General features: G+C 65.2%; 20 protein-coding genes. 10 read left to right on the forward strand and 10 right to left on the reverse strand.

All coding sequences use genetic code 11. The features are described from left to right. Positions 1-204: 204 nt before the first annotated feature. On the reverse strand, positions 205-732 hold the full coding sequence (locus AWB74_RS06360) for a thioredoxin family protein (protein WP_061145938.1): 528 nt from the start codon (positions 730-732) through the stop codon (positions 205-207). 201 nt (positions 733-933) lie between these two features. On the opposite strand from AWB74_RS06360, the gene AWB74_RS46860 reads away from it, so the two are divergent. The 4 genes from AWB74_RS46860 to AWB74_RS06380 all read left to right on the forward strand — a co-directional run bounded on the left by AWB74_RS46860 (position 934) and on the right by AWB74_RS06380 (position 5452). After that, the gene (locus AWB74_RS46860) at positions 934-1077 is read left to right on the forward strand and encodes a hypothetical protein (RefSeq protein WP_167390430.1); all 144 of its coding nucleotides are present in this window, start codon (positions 934-936) and stop codon (positions 1075-1077) included. Next, a complete protein-coding gene (locus AWB74_RS06370; protein WP_061125551.1) occupies positions 1064-1807 on the forward strand; it encodes a response regulator in 744 nt (247 codons plus the stop codon). Before AWB74_RS46860 ends, AWB74_RS06370 begins: the two co-directional genes overlap by 14 nt. After that, positions 1804-3135 (forward strand): sensor histidine kinase, encoded by a 1332-nt coding sequence (locus AWB74_RS06375; protein WP_061145940.1) that lies wholly within the window; start codon positions 1804-1806, stop codon positions 3133-3135. The genes AWB74_RS06370 and AWB74_RS06375 overlap by 4 nt, the downstream gene beginning before the upstream one ends. A 307-nt stretch (positions 3136-3442) precedes the next feature. Continuing rightward, positions 3443-5452 (forward strand): glycoside hydrolase family 28 protein, encoded by a 2010-nt coding sequence (locus AWB74_RS06380; RefSeq protein ID WP_061145941.1) that lies wholly within the window; start codon positions 3443-3445, stop codon positions 5450-5452. A 15-nt stretch (positions 5453-5467) separates the two neighbouring features. Here AWB74_RS06380 and AWB74_RS06385 read toward each other — a convergent pair whose 3' ends face one another. From AWB74_RS06385 to AWB74_RS06425, 9 genes are all read right to left on the reverse strand, one after another. Beyond that, positions 5468-6778, reverse strand: coding sequence for a c-type cytochrome (locus AWB74_RS06385; protein ID WP_061146169.1), 1311 nt, complete (start codon positions 6776-6778; stop codon positions 5468-5470). Between the two features lie 13 nt (positions 6779-6791). Continuing rightward, positions 6792-8567: a GMC family oxidoreductase gene (locus AWB74_RS06390; RefSeq protein ID WP_061145942.1), complete on the reverse strand. Its 1776-nt coding sequence runs from the start codon at positions 8565-8567 to the stop codon at positions 6792-6794. Between the two features lie 3 nt (positions 8568-8570). Beyond that, positions 8571-9296, reverse strand: coding sequence for a gluconate 2-dehydrogenase subunit 3 family protein (locus AWB74_RS06395; protein WP_061145943.1), 726 nt, complete (start codon positions 9294-9296; stop codon positions 8571-8573). 279 nt (positions 9297-9575) lie between these two features. Further along, entirely contained in the window at positions 9576-10343 is a 768-nt protein-coding gene (locus tag AWB74_RS06400) for a glycosyltransferase family 2 protein (RefSeq protein ID WP_061145944.1), read from the reverse strand. Between the two features lie 68 nt (positions 10344-10411). After that, on the reverse strand, positions 10412-11206 hold the full coding sequence (locus AWB74_RS06405) for a lysophospholipid acyltransferase family protein (RefSeq protein ID WP_061145945.1): 795 nt from the start codon (positions 11204-11206) through the stop codon (positions 10412-10414). After that, positions 11199-12059, reverse strand: coding sequence for a MipA/OmpV family protein (locus tag AWB74_RS06410; protein ID WP_061145946.1), 861 nt, complete (start codon positions 12057-12059; stop codon positions 11199-11201). Before AWB74_RS06410 ends, AWB74_RS06405 begins: the two co-directional genes overlap by 8 nt. Next, entirely contained in the window at positions 12059-13390 is a 1332-nt protein-coding gene (locus AWB74_RS06415; protein ID WP_061145947.1) for an NAD(P)/FAD-dependent oxidoreductase, read from the reverse strand. Before AWB74_RS06415 ends, AWB74_RS06410 begins: the two co-directional genes overlap by 1 nt. Positions 13391-13403: 13 nt before the next feature. Next, positions 13404-14120: a 3-oxoacyl-ACP reductase FabG gene (gene fabG, locus AWB74_RS06420; protein ID WP_061145948.1), complete on the reverse strand. Its 717-nt coding sequence runs from the start codon at positions 14118-14120 to the stop codon at positions 13404-13406. Between the two features lie 142 nt (positions 14121-14262). Then, positions 14263-14523 carry a phosphopantetheine-binding protein gene (locus AWB74_RS06425; protein WP_061145949.1) on the reverse strand — a complete coding sequence of 87 codons (261 nt, stop codon included), beginning with the start codon at positions 14521-14523 and terminating at the stop codon, positions 14263-14265. A 447-nt stretch (positions 14524-14970) separates the two neighbouring features. Between AWB74_RS06425 and AWB74_RS06430 the strand changes: the two genes are divergently transcribed. From AWB74_RS06430 to AWB74_RS06455, 6 genes are read left to right on the forward strand one after another with little or no spacing between them, the layout of a single operon-like run. Further along, positions 14971-15624: a COG4648 family protein gene (locus AWB74_RS06430; protein WP_061145950.1), complete on the forward strand. Its 654-nt coding sequence runs from the start codon at positions 14971-14973 to the stop codon at positions 15622-15624. A gap of 20 nt (positions 15625-15644) precedes the next feature. Continuing rightward, complete coding sequence (locus tag AWB74_RS06435; RefSeq protein WP_061146170.1) at positions 15645-17327, forward strand: AMP-binding protein; 1683 nt, start codon at positions 15645-15647, stop codon at positions 17325-17327. Then, positions 17324-18298, forward strand: coding sequence for an LpxL/LpxP family acyltransferase (locus tag AWB74_RS06440; protein ID WP_061145951.1), 975 nt, complete (start codon positions 17324-17326; stop codon positions 18296-18298). Before AWB74_RS06435 ends, AWB74_RS06440 begins: the two co-directional genes overlap by 4 nt. A 4-nt stretch (positions 18299-18302) precedes the next feature. Beyond that, positions 18303-18887 (forward strand): LolA family protein, encoded by a 585-nt coding sequence (locus AWB74_RS06445; protein ID WP_087038869.1) that lies wholly within the window; start codon positions 18303-18305, stop codon positions 18885-18887. Between the two features lie 6 nt (positions 18888-18893). Next, a complete protein-coding gene (locus AWB74_RS06450) occupies positions 18894-21257 on the forward strand; it encodes an MMPL family transporter (protein WP_061145953.1) in 2364 nt (787 codons plus the stop codon). Then, positions 21254-22066 carry a polysaccharide deacetylase family protein gene (locus AWB74_RS06455; protein WP_061145954.1) on the forward strand — a complete coding sequence of 271 codons (813 nt, stop codon included), beginning with the start codon at positions 21254-21256 and terminating at the stop codon, positions 22064-22066. The genes AWB74_RS06450 and AWB74_RS06455 overlap by 4 nt, the downstream gene beginning before the upstream one ends. The last annotated feature ends 25 nt before the right edge of the window (positions 22067-22091 follow it).

Here is a 22091-nt window from a genome sequence, read left to right on the forward strand (position 1 = left end):
TGTTTCTCCTTGGGCGGATCAATCAGTCTGTCGAATGTGTTTCTGCACTTCGGCTTTCGCAGTGTTCGCTTTGCGTTTCACTCGTTTGCCGTCGTTGTGTGTATTTGAAGGCTTGCAGGTATCTGGCATGTGTCCTGAAACCGGGTGCTGTGCAATGTTTTGTATCGTGTTCGTTCCAGATACATTGCGATACGAATGCCCGGTTCAGTGCTCGGCCAGCAGCTTTTCGATGGCCGCTTCGGTCTGCGCGTAATCGCCTTCACCGACGTGCGAATAGACCACGCGCCCGTGCTTGTCGATGAGATAGAACGCCGGCCAATACTGATTGCCGTATGCCGCCCACGTCGCATAGCGGTTGTCCTGCGCGACCGGGTACGTGATCCCGAAACGCTCGACGGCGCGCTTCACGTTGTTCGTGTCCTGCTCGAACGGAAACTCGGGCGTATGCACGCCGACCACGACGAGCCCTTTGTCCTTGTATTTCTGATGCCACGACTGCACGGCCGGCAGCGTGTTGATGCAGTTGCCGCACGCGAAGGTCCAGAAGTCGACGAGCACGACCTTGCCACGCAACTGAGCGAGCGTGAGGGGCGCGCTGTTGATCCAGGTGTCGATGCCGGCGAATTCCGGCGCAGCGTGGGCGTTAATGTCGGCGCTGGCGGGCGCGGGCGCGACCGCGGCGCACGCGGCCAGTCCTGCGCATGCGGCGGCTTTCCTGATTGCAGCAAACATGATGAAGTCCTCTCGATGCGGTGAAAGCCGACGTTCTCATCGGCATGACCGCATTGGACTGCTCGCGCGTATCCCGCTTGTGTCGGGGAAAGGCGCATTGCGCAATGTTATGTATCGTGCGGCATGCGAGATACACTGCGATACAAAAGCCCCGCCGAACCGCGCTATAACGCAGTCATCGGTTATCAGCGGGAGCAGGACATGAAACGCATGCTGGCAGTGCTCGCCTTCCTCGTAGGCGGGATAGCGACGGAAATGGCCCATCCGGTTCAGTGTCTGCTGGTCAGCCCGAGCCGGGTGCAACTGAAGCGTCAACGACAACGATCCATCGATGGAAACCACTGATCACGTATTGATCGTCGACGACGATCGCGGCATTCGCGAGCTCCTCGCGGAGTACCTCGAAAAGAACGGCATGCGCGTGTCGCTCGCGGCGAACGGCCGGCAGATGCGCGCCGTGCTCGAACAGCAGGGCGCGCCCGATCTCGTCGTGCTCGATCTGATGCTGCCTGGCGAAGACGGCCTCGTGCTGTGCCGCGAACTGCGCTCGGGCAAGTTCCGCGATGTGCCCGTGCTGATGCTCACCGCGCGCAATGAAGAAGCCGATCGCATTCTCGGCCTCGAAATGGGCGCCGACGATTACCTGCCGAAGCCCTTCGCCGTGCGCGAGCTCCTCGCGCGCATCAAGTCGGTGTTGCGCCGCACGCGCATGCTGCCGCCGGGCATGGAGGTGAGTGAGTCGTCGCAAATGCTCGGCTTCGGTGACTGGCGTCTCGACACGACCGCGCGCCATCTGCTCGACGCCGAAGGCACGATGGTCGCGCTCTCGGGCGCGGAATATCGTCTCTTGCGCGTGTTTCTCGACAATGCCCAGCGCGTGCTCACGCGCGATCAGTTGCTGAATCTGACGCAGGGCCGCCAGGCCGATGCGTTCGACCGCTCCATCGACCTGCTCGTGTCGCGCCTGCGTCAACGTCTGCGCGATACGGCGCGCGAGCCACGCTACATCAAAACGCTGCGCAGCGAAGGGTATGTGTTCTCGGCCGAGGTCAAACCGATCGAGTCGTCCCAATGAGCACGGTTTCATCGACTCCGTTGCTGCACTGGCCGCGCACGCTGTTTGCGCGGCTTGCGCTGATCCTCGTCGTCGGACTGGCGCTTGCGCAGACCTTCTCGTTCCTGCTGACGATGCGCGAACGCGACGAATCGATGACCAACGTCATGGTGGGTTACGTCGAGCGCGAGGTCGCGAGCTCGGTCGCGCTGCTCGATCATCTGCCGCCAGCCGAACGCGCCGCATGGCTGCCGCGGCTCGCGCGGCGCAGCTATGAATTCATTCTCGGACCGGGCGACACGAACGGTGCGCCGCCCGACGCCGCGCTCTCGGAACGCTTCGCGCGCTCGATCAGCGATGGCATCGGCAAGCGCTATCCGGTGACCGTCAACGCGATGCCCGGCCACAAGGAACGCTTTCAGGTGCATCTGAAGCTGTCGGACGGCTCGCCGCTCACCATCGACATGCGTCCGATGGTCGGCACGCCGCTATCCACGTGGCTGCCGCTGGTTCTCGTGCTGCAACTGATCGTGCTCGGCGCGTGCTGCTGGCTCGCGGTGCGCCTCGCCACCGGCCCGCTCAAGCAGCTTGCGAGCGCCGCGGACACGCTCGGCCCCGATCTCAAGGCCGAGCGCCTGCCGGAATCCGGACCGGAGGAAGTCGCGCGCGCCGCGAAGGCGTTCAACGCGATGCAGGACCGCGTCTCGCTGTACATGACGCAGCGCATGCAGATTCTCGCGGCGATCACGCACGATCTGCAGACGCCGATCACGCGCATGCGCCTGCGCGTTGACACGATGGACGACGAAACGGCGGGCGCGAAGCTCCAGCAGGACTTGAAGGAGATGGAATCGCTCGTGAAGGAAGGCGTCACGTATGCGCGCACGCTGCACGGCACGAACGAAGCGCCGCGGCGCATCGATGCGGATGCGCTCTTCGAAAGCATCGTCGACGATTATCTCGATGCCGGCCAAAGCGTAACGCTCACCGGCAGCATCGGCGGGGCGCTGATGGCGCCTCCGCAGGCGCTCAAACGCGTGGTGGGTAATCTCGTCGATAACGCGATCAAGTATGCGGGCGCGGCGGAAATCGAAGTCGCTTCCCGCGCCGATGGCCGCGCCGTGATCGCCGTGCTCGATCGCGGACCGGGCATTCCCGCCGAATCGCTGGAGGCGGTGTTCGAGCCGTTCGTGCGGCTCGAAGGCTCGCGCAACCGGCAAACCGGTGGCACGGGGCTGGGTCTCGCGATCGCACGGCAGCTCACGCTCGCGATGGACGCGTCCCTCACGCTACATCAGCGCGAAGGCGGCGGGCTGGAAGCACGGCTCGTGCTGAAGAAAGCCGCATAAATACGATGTCCGATATCTGCACGCCACACGCGGCGTACACGTAACTCCCTGCTTGACGTTCAACCGGCAACTCCGCTAACGTTTGCTGCACGACGCGCGGACCCACGCGCGCATCAGAACATTGCTGGAGACGCCATGCCCCGCCGCGCTCAAGTCATACGACGTCGTTTGTTTATCCAGTATCGCCTCGCGCAACCGCCGCGCTGAGGCCTTTCCCTTTTCTCCGCTTCGAAGTCAGGCCGGACGTTTCCACGTCCGCGCACTCGCACGCATCCAGAACCAGAAATCCGTATCAGGAGACATTTCGATGAAGCAACCGAAACACGCATCGGCTGTGCGCTCTGCCGCGCGCCGCACCTTCGTGAAATTCGCGGGCATTTCGGCGGGCGCACCGCTCATCGGCGCGATGGGAACGCTCGGCGCGCTGGCCGGCTGCGGCGGCCACGACGACAACTCCGGCTCCGGCACGACACCGCCGCCCGCCGCGCAAGATCCGATCTGGGGCCCGTCCGGTTCGGCGACGCAGATCGTCAACGCGCTGCAAAGCGTATCGACATCGATGTTCCCGAGCCGCCAGTTCCCCGTCACCGATTACGGCGCGAAACCCTGCGCCGTCGTCGCGGTGGCGAATCCGTACACCGATCCGGCCAAATCGCCGCTTTCCACCGGCGCGGACCAGACCAACGCGCCCGCCTCGTTCGATTCGCGCCCGGCATTTCTCGCGGCCATCGCGGCTTGCAGCGCGGCGGGCGGCGGCCATGTCGTCGTGCCGGCGGGAACGTGGTATTGCGCGGGCCCGATCGTGCTGCTGTCGAACGTCGACTTTCACCTGAGCGCGAACTGCACGATCTACTTCAGCCCGAATCCCGCCGACTACGCGAAGGACGGCCCCATCGATTGCGGCCCGAACGGCAAGCTCTTCTACAGCCGCTGGCAGGCGAACGATTGCCTGAACTACGGCCCGCCGGTCTACGCGCGCAACCAGAAGAACATCGCGGTCACGGGCGAAGGCGACACCTCCGTGCTCAACGGCCAGGCGATGACGCCCTTCGCCGGCAGCGGCAACACGGCCACGTGCTGGTGGACATGGAAAGGCAATAACGGCGTGTACGGCTGCGTGAACGCATCGACGCCGTCGCAGGCATCGCTCAATCCGAACAACGTCGATCTGAAAGCGGCCGTGCCCGGCATCGCCGATGCGCTCTACGCCAAGCTCACCGATCCCGCCACGCCCTGGCAGCAGGATCAGAACTATCTGCCCGCGCTATCCGAGGCGGGCGTCGCGATCGAGAAGCGCATCTTCGGCATCGGTCATTATTTGCGGCCCTGCATGGTGGAATTCATCGGCTGCACGAATGTGCTGATGGAAAGCTATCGCACGAACAACACGCCGTTCTGGCAGCATCATCCGACCGATTGCCAGAATGTCGTGATGCGCAGCGTGACCGTCGACAGTATCGGCCCGAACAACGATGGCTTCGACCCCGACGCATGCAACACGGTGCTGTGCGAGAACGTCACGTTCAATACCGGCGACGACTGCATCGCGATCAAGTCGGGCAAGGATCTCGACACGCAGTACGGCCCGGCGCAGAACCACGTCATCCAGAACTGCACGATGAACAGCGGCCACGGCGGCATCACGCTCGGCAGCGAAATGGGCGGTGGCGTGCAGAAAATCTATGCGCGCAATCTGCAGATGCTCAACAAGTTCTGGGCGACGAATTCGCTGAACATCGCGATTCGCATCAAGACGAACATGAACCGCGGCGGCTTCGTGAAGGATTTCTACGTGGACAACGTGACGCTGCCCAATGGCGTGAGTCTCACGCCTTCGGGCTACGGCACCAGCCTGCTCGCGGGCAGTCCGATCAACGCGACGGTGCCGCTCGGCGTGGTGACGGCCAGCGCGGCGAATCCATCGGCGGCGCAGGGCGGCATCATCACGTTCGATTGCGATTATCAGCCGTCGAAGGACGCGATCCGCACGCGGCCCGCGCTCGTGCAGAACGTGAATATCTCGAACGTGAAGGCGAGCAATGTGATGCTGAACGGCGCAACCGGATCGTGCTTCCAGGCGATCGTCGCGCAAGGGCCGGTCGCGTTCGACTACAACGGCCCCGCCCCCACGCCCGCGATTCCCGCGATCACCGGCGTCACGATCACCGATTGCGATTTCGGCTCGCCGGTCGCGGCCGGCCCCGCGTCGGCCACCGCGCCCGGCCCGATCTACGCCTACAACGTGCACGACATCACGTTGAAGAACACGGTGATCGCCGGCGTCGCGATGAACACGACGGTCAGCGACGCGCGCTGATTCGTCGTGTGTGCGTCAGCCGTTCTCGGGGCGCGCCGGCTGACGCCTGGCGCCGGTCGTGTGACGCAGCGTCTTGACCTGATCGACCGTCACCGCCGGTGCGCGATTGCCCCAGCTCGAACGCACGAAGGTCAGCACATCGGCGACATCGCGGTCGGTCAGGCGGTCCGCGAAGCCGGGCATGCCGTAGTGCGTCGGCGCGGCCTTCGTCCACGGCATCTGACCGCCCTTCAGCACCAGCGTGATGAGCGAGCTCGGATCGTCCGAATTCACCACCGTGTTCAGCGCGAGCCGCGGGAACGTGCCGCCGTAACCCGCGCCGCTCGTGCGATGGCACGCCGCGCAGTTGTCGATATACGTCAGCGCGCCGTTGCTCGTGTCGGCTCCGTCACGCAGCCTGAGCGCGGCGGCATCGTCGGGCTTGAGCGCCGGTTCCGCTGCGCGCACGGGCGACAGCGTCTTCAGATAAAGCGCGATCGATCCGAGGTCCGCGTCGCTCATGTGCTGCGTGCTGTCCTGAACCACGTCCCTCATGCCGCCGAACGCGGCCGAGTGCGCGGTGCGCCCGCTCTTCAGGAAGGCCGCGATGTCCGCCTCGCTCCATGCGCCGAGACCGTCCTTCGTGTCGCCGCGCAGGCTTTTCGCGAGATAGCCGTCGACCGTGCCGCCCGACAGATATAGCGGGCTCGCGTCGGTCAGCGCCTTTTCCTGCAAGCCGATGCCGCGCGGCGTATGGCATGCGCCGCAATGTCCGAGCCCTTCGACGAGATAGCGCCCGCGCGCGGCGGAGTGATCGGCGAGCGGTGTGTCGTCCGCGACGGGCGCCGGCGCGAACAACATGCGCCAGAAGCGCAGCGGCCAGCGCATCGAGAGCGGCCACGGAATATCGGTCGCACGATTGGGCTGCGAAACCGGCTGCACGCCGTTCATGAAATACGCGTAGAGCGCTTTCACGTCGGATGGCTTGACCTTCGCATACGATGCGTAGGGCATCGCGGGATAGAGCGTCGAGCCGTCCTTCGCGATGCCCTGACGCACCGCGCGATCGAAGTCCTCGAGCGTGTAAGCGCCGATGCCCGTTTCCTTGTCCGGCGTGATGTTGCCCGAATAGATCGTGCCGACCGGCGACGCAATGCCGAGCCCGCCCGCGAACGGCTTGCCGCCCTTCGTCGTGTGGCACGCGGCGCAATCGCCGACGCTTGCGAGATAGCGCCCGCGTTCGATCAGTTGCGCATCCGTGCTGCCCGATGCAATCGCATCATGCGTGAACGACGCACCCGCGACGATCAGCGCCGACATCAACGCGGTCGTGAGTTTCTTGAATATCATCACCGTCTCCTCAAGCCTGCACCAGCGGAGCCGGCTGCTTCAGATACTGTTCGCGGATCGCCTTTGCCGTGTGGAAGGCGAGCGCGGCCACGACGCCCGTCGGGTTGTAGCCCATGTTCTGCGGGAACGCGGACGCGCCCGTCACGAACACGTTATGCACGTCCCAGCTCTGCAGATACTTGTTCACGACGCTCGTTTGCGGCGACGAACCCATCACCGCGCCGCCCGTCGTGTGCGTCGACTGATAGGCGCGCGTGTCGTAGTGCTCGCCCTTCTTGCGGATCGCCTTGAAATACGCTTCGGGCTTCATCGCCTTCGCGACGCTTTCCATGCGATCGCCCATGTAGCCGAGCATCGCGTATTCGTTGTCGTGCCAGTCGAAGGTCATGCGCAAGAGCGGCAAACCGTGCGCGTCGCGATACGTCGGGTCGAGATCGAGACAGGCATCGCGATACGGCATCACCGAGCCGGAAATGCCGATGGTCATGTAGCGCTGATACGCATCGGCCACGCCGTCTTTCCACTTGCTGCCCCATGCGGGCGTGCCGGGCACCGTGGGCGTCATGCTGATCGGGCGTCCGCCGTACATCACCTGGCGAATGCTCGCGCCGCCGAGGAAACCGAGCGGGCCGTGATCGAACTGACCGCCGTTCAGATCGTCCATCGCGACGCCGCCCGCGCCCGTGCCGATGAACGGATTGAGTTGCGTGCCTTTCGGCAGCAGCACGTTGATGCCGCCGTTCATCTGATACGCATAGTTGCGCCCGACGACGCCCTCACCCGTCTTCGGGTCGTACGGCTTGCCGATGCCCGACAGCAGCAGCAGACGCACGTTGTGCATCTGAAACGCCGCGACGATCACGATATCGGCGGGCTGTATGACTTCGCGGCCTTGTGCGTCGATATAACTGACGCCCGTGGCGCGCTTCTTGTCGGAATCGAGCAGTACCTTGGTCACGTAGGCATTCGTGCGCAGTTCGAAGTTGGGCTTCTTCAGCAGCACCGGCAGGATGGTGGTCTGCGGCGACGCCTTCGAGTACATGTAGCAGCCGAACTGTTCGCAGAACCCGCAGAAGTTGCACGGCCCGAGGCGCACGCCATACGGATTCGTGTACGGCTCGGACGCATTCGCCGCCGGCGCCGGATACGGATTGAAACCCGCTTCGCGCGCGGCTTTCTCGAAGAGTTGCGCGGAGAGCGAGTTCCTCAGCGGCGCGGTCGGATACTCGCTGCTGCGATGCCCTTCGAGCGGATTGCCGCCCGGCTGGATCGTACCGTTGAGATTGCCCGCCTTGCCCGATGTGCCGAACACTTTCTCGGCGAACGCGAAGTGCGGTTCGAGCTCGTCGTAGGTCACGCCGAAGTCCTGAACCGTCATGCCTTCGGGAATGAACTTCTTGCCGTAGCGCTCTTCGTAGTGCGAACGCAGCTTCAACTCTTCCGGCAGGACGCGGTAGTGCATGCCGTTCCAGTGAAAACCCGCGCCGCCCACGCCATTGCCGAGCAGGAAGGAACCATGCTGCCGATACGGCACGGCCAGATCGTCCACGCCGTGACGGATCGTGACCGTTTCGTTGGCCAGATGCTGAAACAGCTTGCCGCGGCGCACGTGGGCCAGCTCGTCGATGACTTTGGGATACTCCGCGTCCGTCGGCGTGTCGCGCATTGCGCCGCGTTCGAGCGCGACGACATCGAGACCCGCATCGGTGAGTTCCTGACCCAGAATCGCGCCGGTCCAGCCGAAACCCACGATCACGCAATCGACTTTTTTCTTTTGAATCGCCATGACTTACCCCCGCCTTCCGTCGATCGATACCGGGCCATACGGATATTTCTCGCCCGGCCGGTCGATCCAGTCCGCGAAATCCGCGCGCGCGCCAGGAAAACCGATCATCTTCCAGCCGGCCATGTCCTTATTGCCGCCGTAAATCGGATCGGCGAAAAAGCCTTCCTTTGTGTTCGTGAGCAAATACGAGAAGAAGGTTTGCGCGGGCAGCGCGTCGAATTCGGTCTTGCCGTGCTCCAGTTGCGCGAGCACGGCTTCCTGCGTGGCGATATCGAGGTCCGCGAAGACTTTGCCGCCGTATTGTTTCTCGCACCAGTCGTTGCATGCCGCGATGCCGAGGCGATAGATATCGCGCGGCGTAAGGCTCATCTGATAGCCGAGTTCCGGCGGCAAATCCGTATGGAACGGCCCCTGCATGTACCAGAGCTTGCCGTAGCCGTAAGGCGTTTCCATTTGCCGGTCGATGAATTCCGGCACGCCTGCCTTCAGCGCCCCCGGACCGTGCCCGTCTTCGGGAATCAGACGATCGACGGCGGCCTGCAAAAAGCGCCATTCGGACGCGTGGAAATAGACGGGATGATAGTCACGGGAAGGCGATGCGGCTGCCGTTTCCGCCGACTGGCTGCACGCGGTCTGTGTGAGCGCCGCGCCCGTCACGACGGTCGCAGCCGGCATGATGGCAATGACCTGCCGCAGGAAGCGGCGGCGCGGCTCCTGATTATTCGACATATTGACTGACTCGTTCGATTAGGGATTAATTCGATTAGTAATTCGAATTTATTTCAGCAATGATCGCAATTCGGCGCGTGCGAATATTCTCGCCGCGCCATTCGGAAGCAATTGAAATGCAGTTGCTGGGACAGACCTAAATGAACGAGTATGGCAGCCGGAACCGGACTAAAAGGTTGAAATTTGCAAACGTTGATTACGATTTACGTTTTCGTCAAGAAAACGGAAAAGCGTTCAAAAGAATTATTCACTTTTCGGCTCGTTGAACCGGATAAGGCTTTAACGGGTTTTCAGGCGACGCGCAATCAGCAGCGGCAGCCGTATCAGAAAACCAATAAATAGCCGCGCGTGCATCCATGTGAGCAGCGCGTTGTCGCGGCCATAGTGAAAATGCGAAACGCCGCCCTCTTCCGGACTGAAGTAGCGCACGGGCGCGTCGATATTGATCGGCTGCACGCCGCGCCAGCAGAGACGCACCACGGCTTCGGGATCGAAATCGAAACGGCGCATGAACGTTTGCGAGCGCATCACGGCGGCGAGCGGCGCGGCCGGATACACGCGAAAGCCATACAGCGAATCGCCGATGCCCATCCAAAGCGTCTCCAGATTCGCCCAGCCGTTCGAGATGCGCCGCCCCTGCACGCGCAATTGCGGCGCGCTCGCGTCGAATCTGGGGCGGCCGAGGATCATCGCTTCGGGCGCGGCCATCGACGTTTCCATGAACGTGCGGATCAGCGCGGCGGGATGCTGGCCGTCCGAGTCCATCGTCAGCACGTGCGTGAAGCCTAGTTTCGCCGCTTCGTCGAGGCCCGCGAGGATCGCCGAGCCTTTGCCGCGATTTGCCGGCAGCACGATCACGCGCAGGCCGGGATCGGCTTCGGCCATTTGGAGGAGACGTGCGGCGCTGCCGTCCGTGCTGCCATCGACGACGACCCACACCGGATTCCACTGCTCGCGCGCGCCGCGCACGGTTTCATCGACTTTCTCGCCGGGGTTGTAGCTCGGAATGAGGACGAGATGCGTGGACGATGCGCGTGTCGAAGGCATTAGGGAAAACAGAAAACGAAAAGATGCGACGAATTTTAACGTCTGTGGACGTCGCCGCTCTCGGTCGCTCAGTCGCGCGTGCGATGCGTGTCGACCTCGCCGTCATAGAAGCGCTGCAATTCGCCGATGAACGCCTGCAGCGCGGCGTGATCGCGTCCCGGCGGCGCGAAACGCCGGCCGAGCGTCACGCGATAGGTGATCGGCAGCGCCGGCTTCCTGAAGATCTGCCAGCCCTTGCCGAGAAAGCCCGAATCCGTTTCGATGATGAGCGTCTGCACCGGCGCCTGCGCGCGCGCCGCGATCAGCGCGATGCCACCTTTCAGCGGATTCACCGATGCGCTTTCCGTGCGCGTGCCTTCGGGAAACAGCAGGAGCGGACTGCCGCGCCGCAGTTCGGCGACGGCGGAACGAATCAGCCCGACAGGCGTGTCGTTGACGATATACCCCGCGAGCAGCGCGCCCGGCCCGAGGAACACGTTGCCGGCGACGTCGCCCTTCATTACGCAGCATGTATCGGGCACGCGCGACGCGATGAGCAGCGCATCGAGCAGGCACGGATGATTCGGCGCGAGGATCATCGCGGGTTCGCCTGCGAGCGAATCGAGTTCGGTGAGATCGAAGCGGCACGCGCCGAGCGTGCGCAGCAGCGCGAAGTACATGTGCCATACGCGCTGCACGACGGCGCGCCCGACGCGCCGCCCCGCATCGACGGACAGCACGCATCGCAAAACGAGCGCGAACGGGAACCACGCGAGACACACGAGCGCGAGCACGACGAGCGCGAAATAGAACGCCACGCCTTGCCAGACGCTTTCGAGCGACCGCCCATGTTCGCCGCCGATTTTCCGATGCGCGTCACTCATCGCTCGCCACCGTTTTCGACGATTGCCCGAACACCCACGCGAGCGCCACGCCGCCCGACAGCACGCTTTTCTGACGCACGAGCGGGCTGTCGGCGAAGCTCGCACCCGCGAGATTGGCATAGCGCATGAACGCGCCGACCCAGTAATGGCTGAAGCGCCGCGACATCGACACGAGCGCCTGCGCGCCGGAATAGCCGCCGCTCGCCTGAAACGCCGGCCGGCCGGGCGTCGCGTATTGCGGCGCGACGGTGTAATAGTGATCGCTGTAGTGACCGTTCGCGAACATCGGCCCGGCGAACATGCCGACGCGCAAGCCCGACACACCCGCGACATCGACGAGATCGAGGTTCAGATTCGGCTCGAACTGCCAGCCGACCGTCTTCGGCGACGATTCCAGCGTGATGCCCAAGCGCAGCGGCATGCGCAGATCGAGCAGCATGTCGCGCGACGGCGTGCGCCACAGATGCACTTCCACCGACGGACCGATTTCGATCGTCGGCTTGAGATCGGGCATGCCGGCGCGCGCGTTGTCGTCGCGGCTGGAGACCGGCAGCGAACCGAGCACGCTGATATTGAAGTTGACGCGGTCGGTAGCGAGCAACTGGCCGCGCACGCCGTCGCGGTCCGCGCGCAGAAACTTGCCGCGATAGATCACGTACGGAAACGGAAAGACCCATGCGCGCGTCTGGTCGGAACCGGGGTAATGCGGAAACGCGGCCACGCCCGCGCCGATGCCAAGCTCCCACAGCGGCTTCTCCGGCGGCGGCGCTTCTTCTTCGGCGCAGGCAGCGCCGCTCGCGACGAGAAGCATCAAAAACGCAAAGCGCGACGGACGGATCGACGGCATCGTCATCAATTGGCCGACAGCTCCGCGCGTTCCGCATCGCTCAGATTGCGCTTTCGCATCCGGTATGCGCGCAGCGAATTGCGCCAGTCGAGCGCCGCTGTGACGTAGTAGATGCCCTTGAACGCGCGCAGCGAATGCCAGATGGGCGTCGTGCCGAAGATATCGCCCGCCAGCAGCGACAGCAGCGCTTCCTTCATGCGCAGCGGGTTTCTCGGTCCCATGAAGAGATTGCGCATCGTCGGCGACGTCATGCGGTAGATGAACCACGAGAACTCGCGCGGGCCGTGGCGCACGTCGCGGTCGAACTTCGCGAGCGCGGCCGGCGCGTCGGCCGGGTTCGAGAGCGCGCCGTCGATGGCCTCGGCGCCCGCGAACGCGCTTTGCATCGCGAGCATCACGCCGGACGAAAATACCGGATCGATGAACGCGAAGGCGTCGCCGAGCAGCAGGAAGTTGCGTCCGTGCGTCATGTCGCCGGTGTAGGCGTAGTTGCCCGTCGCGTGAACTTCGCTGATCAGTTCGGCGTCGCTCAGGCGCTCGGCGAGCGGCGGACAGAGCGCGATCGTCTCGCGGAAGTACGCCTCGACCGTCGTGCCCTTCGGACGGCGCTTCAGATACGTCGGCCACACGACCGCGCCGACGCTCGTCGCGCCGTCGGCGAGCGGAATGAACCAGAACCAGCCGTGTTCGAACCAGAACACGGTGATGTTGCCTTCGTTCTGCCCCGCGTTGCGGCGCGCGTTGCTGAAATGGCCGTACAGCGCCGACGAGTTGTGGCGCGCGTTGCGGCGCTTCGTCTTGAATTGATTCGCGAGCAGCGTGTCGCGGCCCGATGCATCGACGATAAAGCGCGCCCGCACTTCCTCGATGCGGCCATCGTCGTGCTCGGCGCTGATCGTCGCGCTGGAATGGTCGGTCGCGAACGCGACATCGCGCGCGCGGCAGCCCTCGCTCACATGCGCGCCGTGCTTCGCGGCGTTGCGCAGCAGGATTTCGTCGAGTTCGGAGCGGCGCACCTGATACGCGCTCGGCATCGACTTGTCCCACGCATCGGCGAACATAAAACGTTGCAGGCGATTGTCGTGCTGCGGCGACACGAACTCGGCCGCGAGCTTGACCATGCCGATCGCGCGCACTTCATCGGCGACACCGAGCCGTTCGAAAAGCCGCAAATTCGCCGGCAGCAGCGATTCCCCGATATGAAAGCGCGGATGCCGCGCCTTCTCCAGCACGCGCACGCGATAGCCGCGGTCCGCGAGCAGCGTCGCCGCCGTCGATCCGGCCGGACCGCCGCCGATCACGACGACGTCCCAGGTTTGCTGCTGCGTTTCGCTCATGCTCCTCCCCTCCTTATGCAATTCCGCCGTTGATCGACAAGACCTGTCCGGTCACGTAAGCCGCCGCATCCGACACCAGATACGCGACCATGCCCGCAACCTCTTCCGCCGTGCCCGCGCGCTGCGCCGGCACGAGCTGCCTGATGCGCTCGGGCGGAAACGCCTCACCGAGCATCGGCGAATCGATGACGCCCGGCGCCACCGCATTCACCGTGATGCCGCGCGATGCGAGTTCCTGCGCGAGCGCGCGCGTCGCGCCGATCAGCCCGGCCTTCGCCGCCGCATAGTTCACCTGCCCGCGATTGCCCATCAGCCCCGACAGCGACGACATGTTGACGATCCGTCCCCAGCGCGTGCGGATCATCGGCATCAAAAGCGGCTGCGTGACGTTGAAAAAACCGTCGAGCGTCACGTCGATCACGCGCTTCCATTGCTGGCGCGTCATGCCGGCCATCGGCGCGTCGTCGTGGATGCCCGCGTTGTTCACCAGAATCTGGACGGGACCGTCGGCCAGAATGCGCGCGAGCGCGGTTTCGGTGGCGTCGGGATCGGTGACATCGAAGGCGATGGCGTGCGCCCTGCCGCCCGCCGCGCGGATCGCTTGCGCGCAGCTTTCAGCGCGTTCGATGCCGCCGTTCGCGTGAATCCAGACTTCGTGTCCGGCGGTCGCCAGCGTTCTGCTCACCGCCTGTCCGATCGCGCCGCTGCCGCCGGTTACGAGCGCGCGCATGGGGCTTCCATCATCGATTGCACTCCGCTTTCATGTGTCGCCGCAACGGGCCCGCACGAGCGTGCGCGTTGTCCAGTCTCGATGCGGCGGATTTCATTTGCATGACAGCGGCTGCGTGTCGAACGAGCGGACGAGCCGCATCCTATTTCGTGCGATGCGCGGCGACGTGCGCCGCGAGCGCGCCGAGGCTCGCGAAGATTTTCTGGTTGTCGGGATTGTCCGAGCGCAGCTCGAAGCCGTACTTCTTCGAGATCAGCAGCGCGATCTCGAGGATATCGATGGAATCGAGCCCGAAACCTTCTTCATACAAGCGCGTATCGGCCGAGACGGCCTTGGGATCGACGTCCTCGAGATTCAGTTCGGCGACGATCAGCTCGGCGAGCTCTCTTTCCAGTTCATTCATCGTGTGTACAACCAGCGCAAAAACGCGCGGCGAAGGTCGCTCGCAATACGTGCGCCCCGCGTTCTCCGCACGCTGCCGGCCGCCTGTTATCGAGATAATTGCGGTGGCGAAATTCTAGACGATGCCCTCTGGCACGCCTAGTAGTAAAGGTAACCGGCCGTACGCCGGGCACCGGCACCATTTTATTGAGAAAAATCAGTAGCTTCCCCCTCCGCTCGGGGGGCCGCGCCGGTAGGGTAAAATTCGCCCGTCTGACGAATGTAAGATCATCGAACAATCGGTTACAGACCGGGCCCGCACCCACGCGGGAAAATGATCGTCAGGCGGGCGACTGCCGCATCTTTGTTCAACAACCGAGCGTTCAGAAAGAACGCCGCAGCCGCATCCCATGTTGCGTACCTTTTTCCTTTCGTCCCGCGCTGTCATGCGCGGCGCAGGTGTAATTCGATGAGCGCCGCCCGCTTCCTGCGCGCGGCCGGCGTCGTGGCCGCGATCGTCGCCTACCAGCTTGCCGCGCATCATGCCGCGTCCACGCCGGGCGCGCACGGGCTCGGACTCGCACTCGTCCTCGCGCCGCTGTTGCTCGTCACGCTGAACGGCGCGGTGCGCTCGAGCGCACGCGCATGGCTGCTGCCGCTCTGGGCGCTCGCGTGCGCCGTGTTGTGGCTCGGACGCGCCCCGCTCACCGCGCACTTCGGCTGGGGGTTGTGGCTGGAGCACGCGGGCTTCAATCTCGCGCTCGCGTGGATGTTCGGCCGCACGCTCGCGGCCGGCCGCGAACCGCTCTGCACCCAGTTCGCGACGATGGTCCACGGCAAGCTCGAACCGCGCGTCGTGCGCTATACGCGCGGCGTCACGGTCGCGTGGACGCTCTTCTTCATCGCGACGGCGCTCGTTTCGACCGCGCTGTTCGCGCTCGCGTCGATCGTCGCGTGGTCCACCTTCGCGAACTATCTCGCGCTGCCGGCGGTCGGGCTGATGTTCGTCGCCGAATACGCGTGCCGCCGCATCGCGCTGCCGGACATGGCGCCGTCGGGCATCATGGACGCCGTACGCGCCTATATGCATTCGATGCAGATGCGTCGCAGCGGGGCGCGGTGATGCCGACGAACTCATCGCCCATGCAGACTTTTCCGCTGGTTTTTCACGCGTCGCCGGATCAGACGATCGCCTGGCGCGACGGCGCGCCCATCAGCGTGCGCGAATTTCTCGCCGATGTGCGCGCGCTCGCCGCCGCGCTGCCCGAAGGCGGGCACGTGTTCAACGTGTGCACGGATCGATACCGCTTCACGGTTAGCCTGTGCGCGACCCTCGTCGCGGGCAAGACGAGCCTGCTGCCGTCGACGCACACGCCCGACATGGTGCGCGCCCTCGCCTCGTTCGCCCCCGACGCGTTCTGTCTGCACGACCACGACGACTGCGCGATCAATCTGCCGCGCTTCCGTTATCCGGAGCGCGCGCCGGTGCGCGCGGACGGCGAAACGCAGGTGCCGCACATCGACGGCGCGCGCGTCGTGGCCTACGTGTTCACGTCCGGCTCGACCGGCGCGCCGGTGCCGCATCGCAAGACGTGGGGCTTTCTGGTGAAGAACGTGCGCGCGGCGGCGGCGCGCCTTAATCTGCTTGGCGAAGCACGCGCGACGCTCATCGGCACCGTGCCGCCGCAGCACATGTACGGCTTCGAATCGACCGTGCTGCTCGCGCTGCTCGGCGGCCTCGCGTTCAGCAACCGCCAGCCGTTCTATCCCGTCGATATCCGCGCGGAGCTCGATGCCATCCCAGAGCCGCGCGTGCTCGTGAGTTCGCCGATCCACCTTCGCGCGCTGTTGGCCAACGACGAAGCGCTGCCGCGCGCGTCGCTGGTGCTGTCGGCGACCGCGCCGTTATCGGAAAAGCTGGCGCTCGACGCGGAAGCGCGCCTGCAGGCACCGCTGATGGAAATCTACGGCAGCACCGAAACCGGCCAGATCGCGACGCGCCGCACCGCGCGCACCGCCGCATGGGAGCTGTTTGCCGACATCACGCTGACGCCGCGCGCGGACGGTTCCGACCATTCCAACGATCCCGGCGAACAGACGATGTGGGCATCGGGCGGTCATGTGGAAGTGCCCGTGCCGATGGGCGACGCGCTCGAACTCATCGACGGCGCGCATTTTCTGCTGCACGGACGCAAAGCGGATCTGATCAATATCGCGGGCAAGCGCACGTCGCTCGCGTATCTGAACCATCAGTTGAACGCGGTGCCGGGCGTCGTCGATGGCGTGTTCTACATGCCCGACGAATCTGCGTCCGACAGCGAGCCGGTGCGCCGCCTGATGGCGCTCGTGGTCGCGCCGGACCTCGTTGCGGCCGATTTGCAACGCGCCTTGCGCGAACGCATCGATGCCGCGTTCATGCCGCGGCCGCTTCTGTTCGTCGATTCGCTGCCGCGCAACGCAACCGGCAAGCTGCCGCGCGAAGTGCTGACGAAGCTGATCGAAACCGAACGCAACCGGCGCGCCGCGCTGACGTTCACCGTGCCGCCCGGCCATCCCGCGCTCGCCGGACATTTCCCGGGACGTCCGATCGTGCCGGGCGTAGTCCTCCTCGATCACGCGCTCGATGCGATCAGCGTCGCGCTCGGACAGCGTTTCGACGCGTGCCGGATCGAATCGGCGAAATTTTTGAGTCCGGCGAAACCGGGCGAGACGCTCGACATCGCCTACGAGACGGCGGCGAGCGGCGCGATCCGCTTCACGATCCGCGCGGGCGAACGCGCGGTGGCGAGCGGTGCGCTCGCGGCAACGGACAAACACACATCGTGAACGAACCGCGCAACCGCGACGACTGGGCCGACCGCCAGGAACGCAGCAACCTCGCGTTGCTGCGTTTCATGACGTGGATATCGCTGCGCTTCGGACGGCGCGCGGGACGCGTGCTGCTGCGGATCATCACCGCGTATTTCGTGGCCTTCTCGCCGCGCGCCCGGCGTGCGTCGCGTGCTTATCTGAATCGTGCGCTCGGACGGCACGCGGGTTGGCGCGACGGCTATCGCCATGTGTTTTCGTTCGCATCGACGATTCACGACCGCATCTATTTGCTCAACGAACGCTTCGATCTGTTCGATATCCGCACACATGGCGTCGAACACGTCGAAGCCGCGCTCGCCGACGGGCGCGGCGCGTTTCTGATGGGCGCGCATCTCGGCAGCTTCGAAGTGGTGCGCGCGATCGGGCGGGCGCAGCCGCATATCCGCATCGCGATCACGATGTACGAGGAGAACGCGCGCAAGATTGGCGCGATTCTCGCGGCCGTGAATCCGGCCGCGCAGCACGACGTGATCGGGCTCGGCAAGGTCGATGCGATGCTCAAAGTGCGCGAGCGGCTCGACGCGGGCAGTCTCGTCGGCATTCTCGCGGACCGCACGCTGCGCCAGGCCGGCGACACGCTGAAGGAGCGCGATTTTCTCGGCGCGCCCGCCGCGTTTCCGCTCGGGCCGCTGCACATGGCGGCGGTGCTGCGGCGGCCGGTCGTCTTCATGACGGGGCTGTATCTCGGCGGCAATCGCTACGACATTCACTTCGAAACGCTCGCCGATTTCTCGACCGTCGAGCGCAGCGAGCGCGCCGCCGCCGTCGATGCCGCGTTGACGCGCTACGTCGCGCTGCTGGAGCAGTATTGCCGCGCCGCGCCGTACAACTGGTTCAATTATTTCGACTTCTGGCAGGCGAACGCCGCGCAGGCGCCCGGGCGCGCGACGGGCGCCGTCTTGCAAAAAGTTGTGAAGGATGCCTGAGCTTATGCGAGTTTTCGCCGCGGTTTTCATGGCCGCATTGCTGTCGGCCGGACCGACGATCAGCGCCGCGGCCGACACGCCCTGGACGCTCGATCGCCTGATGAACACGCTCGGCGCGAAGAAGTCCGGCCGCGCGAATTTCACCGAGACGCGTTATCTGAAGATCGCGCAGGAGCCGCTCGAATCGTCGGGCGAACTCGTGTTCGTCGCGCCGGACCATCTGGAAAAGCATACGGTCAGCCCCAAGCCCGAGAATCTCGTCGTCGATGGCGACATGCTCACCGTCGATCGCAACGGCCGCAAGATCACCATTCCGCTGCGCAACTATCCGGAGCTGGGCGCGTTCATCGAGAGCATCCGCGCGACGCTCGCGGGCAACCGCTTCGCGCTGGAAGAGGCGTACAAGGTCTCGATCGACGGTAAAGGCAACGACTGGACGCTCACGCTCGTGCCGATCGATTCGCGCATGAAGCAGAAAGTCAGTTCGATCACGCTCGCCGGCACGGGCGCAGCGCTCGCGCGCGTCGAGATCAGACAGGCCGATGGCGACCGTTCGCTGATGCGCCTGCAAGACGCGTCGGCGCACTGAACACGCATGCGCGCGGTTCTTCGTCGGCCTGCGGTCATCGTCTGGCTGTGCTTTCTCGCGGTGTGTGCAGCGATCATCGCGCGCACGAGCTTTACCGCCGATCTCTCCGCGTTCCTGCCGCGCTCGCCCAGCGAGCAGCAGCGCGTGCTCGTCGAACAGTTGCGCGACGGCCTCGTGTCGCGGCTGATACTCGTCGGCATCGAAGGTGGCGATGCAAAGGGGCGCGCGGAGGTCTCGCGCCAGATCGCCGCGAAGCTGCGTGAAGACAAGCGCTTTTCCGCGATCAACAATGGCGAACCGGTCGGACAGGCGCGCGACGAGCGCTTCGTGTTCGATCATCGCTATCAGCTGAGTCCGGCGGTGACGCCCGAGCGTTTCAGCGAAACCGGCCTCAAGGATGCGCTCGCCGACAGCCTCGACTTGCTGACGTCATCGGCGGGCATGATGGCGAAAGACCTGCTGCCGCACGATCCGACCGGCGAAGTCACCGCGCTCGTCAGCCAGCTCGACAGCGGCGCGCAGCCCGCGATGCGCGACGGCGTGTGGGCATCGCGCGACGGCCAGCGCGCCGTGTTGCTCGCGCAAACCGCGAACGCCGGTTCCGACACCGATGCGCAGGCGAGCGCGATGGCCGCCATCCGCGATGCGTTTGCATCGGTTGCGCCGTCGTATCGTCTTTTGATGACGGGCCCCGGCGTGTTCGCCGTCGAGACGCGCGACACGATCATGCACGACGTGCGCTGGCTGTCGGCGGCGAGCATCGTGCTGATCGTCGTGCTGCTGCTGGCGGTGTATCGATCGCTGCCCACGTTGCTGCTCGGTCTGATGCCCGTTCTGTCGGGCGTCGCGGCGGGCGTCGCCGCCGTGAGCCTCGCCTTCGGCACCGTGCATGGCCTGACGCTCGGTTTTGGCACGACGCTGATCGGCGAGGCCGTCGATTATTCGATCTATCTCTTCGTGCAGTCGGCGGGCGTGACCTTTGGCGGGCGACGCGAATCGCTGAAAGACTGGGTCGCGGGCTTCTGGCCGACGATCCGTCTCGGCGTCTTGACGTCGATCTGCGGCTTCGCGTCGATGCTCTTCTCCGGCTTTCCGGGCCTCGTGCAACTCGGGCTGTATTCGATCGTCGGTCTGTCGACGGCGGGCATCGTCACGCGTTTCGTGCTGCCGCATCTGCTGCCGCAAGGCTTCGCGATCCGCGACGTGTCGCGCCTCGGCAATCTGCTCGCGCGTGTCGCGGCGCAGGCGTCGCGCTTGCGCGTGGCGCTCGCCGTGCTGCTGCTCGTGGCCGTTGCCGCATTGCTGATGCAGCGGCATGGATTGTGGAGTCAGGAATTGTCTGCGCTGAGCCCGGTCCCGAAAGCGAGCCAGGATCTCGATGAACGCCTGCGCGCGGATGTCGGCGCGCCGGACGTGCGCTATCTCGTCGTGGTGTCGGCGGCGGATGAGCAGGCGGCGCTGGAGCGTGCGGAAGCGGTTGCGCATCAGCTCCAGCCCTTGGTCGATCAACACGTGATCGCCGGCTACGAAAGCCCCGCGCGCTATCTGCCGAGCGATGCGGCGCAGCGCGCGCGCATCGCGAGCCTGCCGCCCGCCGATGATTTGCGCACGCGCCTCGCCGCCGCGCTGCGCGATCAGACGATCCGCGTGAAGCCCGAAGTCTTCGAGCCCTTCATCGCCGATATCGACGCCGCCCGCGCGCAGCCGCTCGTGCGCCGCGCCGATCTGCAAGGCACGTCGATGGCGCTCGCCGTCGATTCGCTCCTCACGCAACGCGACGGCCGCTGGACCGCGATGCTGCCCTTGCGCGCGCCGCAAGGCTCCGACGTGCAGGCACAGACGATCCGTGCGGCGGTGGCATCGTCGCACGTGCCGGACGCGCTTTTCGTCGATATGAAAGCCGAGGCCGACCGCCTCTATCAGAACTATGTGCACGAGGACATTCGTCTTTCGCTCGGCGGTTTCGCCGCGATCGTCGTGCTGCTCGTGCTGGCGCTGCGCTCGCCGGTGCGCGCGGCGCGCACGCTTGCGCCGCTCGTCGCGGCGGTGATCGTCGTGATCGCGGCGCTCGCGCTGGCGGGCAAGTCGCTGACGATCCTGCATCTGATCGGCATGCTGCTGATCGTCGCGGTCGGGTCGAATTACGCGCTCTTCTTCAACTATCGCGCGCACGCGGAGGACAACGCGATCTCGCCGCAAACGCTCGTGTCGCTCGTGATCGCGAATCTCGCGACCGTGCTCGGCTTCGGTCTGCTCGCGCTCTCCAGCGTGCCGATGTTGAAAACCTTCGGCCTGACCGTGGGCCCCGGCGCGATTCTGGCGCTGCTGTTTTCGGCGATCCTCGCGCCGCGCTCCGGATTCAGGCGATGAACCCACCGGGCACGCCACGCCGATGGACTCCGACGCCGCTGATCGGCGGCGCGCTGGCCGTGCACGCGGGCGCGCTCGCGTCGCTGGCGGTTGCGCCCGGCGCATGGCCGTGGGCGGCGGGCAGCGTGATCGCGTCGCATCTCGCGCTGACGGCGGCGGGGCTCTGGCCGCGCAGTTCGCTGCTCGGCCACAACTGGACGACGCTGCCGGAATCGGCGGGCGCGTGCATCGCGATCACTATCGACGACGGTCCCGATCCCGACGTCACGCCGCGCGTGCTCGATCTGCTCGACGCGCATCGCGCCCGCGCGACGTTCTTCTGCATCGGCGAGCGGGTGCGAGCGCATCCGCGCATCGTCGAGGCGATCGTCGCGCGCGGACATGCGGTGGAGAACCATAGCCAGCGGCATCGGCACAATTTTTCGCTGATGGGGCCGGGCGCGCTCCGGCGCGAGATCAAAGCGGCGCAAGCGACGATCGGCGGAATCGCGGGCACGCGGCCCGTGTTCTTTCGCGCGCCCGCCGGTTTGCGCAATCCGTTTCTGGAGCCCGTGCTGTGCGGTCTCGGCCTGCATCTCGCGAGCTGGACGCGGCGCGGTTTCGATACGCGCGCGGGCGACGCGGCGCTCGTCGCCCGGCGTCTGCTGAACGGGTTCGCGGCGCGCGACATCCTGCTCGTCCACGATGGCCACGCCGCCAAAGACCCCGACGGCGCGCCGGTCGTGCTGGCCGCGCTCGATACGGTGTTGCGCGCGGCGGCGGATCGCGGGCTCGTCACCGCAACCTTGCGCGAGGCGATCGTCGGTTAGTCGGCTAGACTGCACGGGCCCATCC

Origin of the sequence: Caballeronia arvi (genome assembly GCF_001544695.2) — a bacterium.
Taxonomy (GTDB): domain Bacteria; phylum Pseudomonadota; class Gammaproteobacteria; order Burkholderiales; family Burkholderiaceae; genus Caballeronia; species Caballeronia arvi.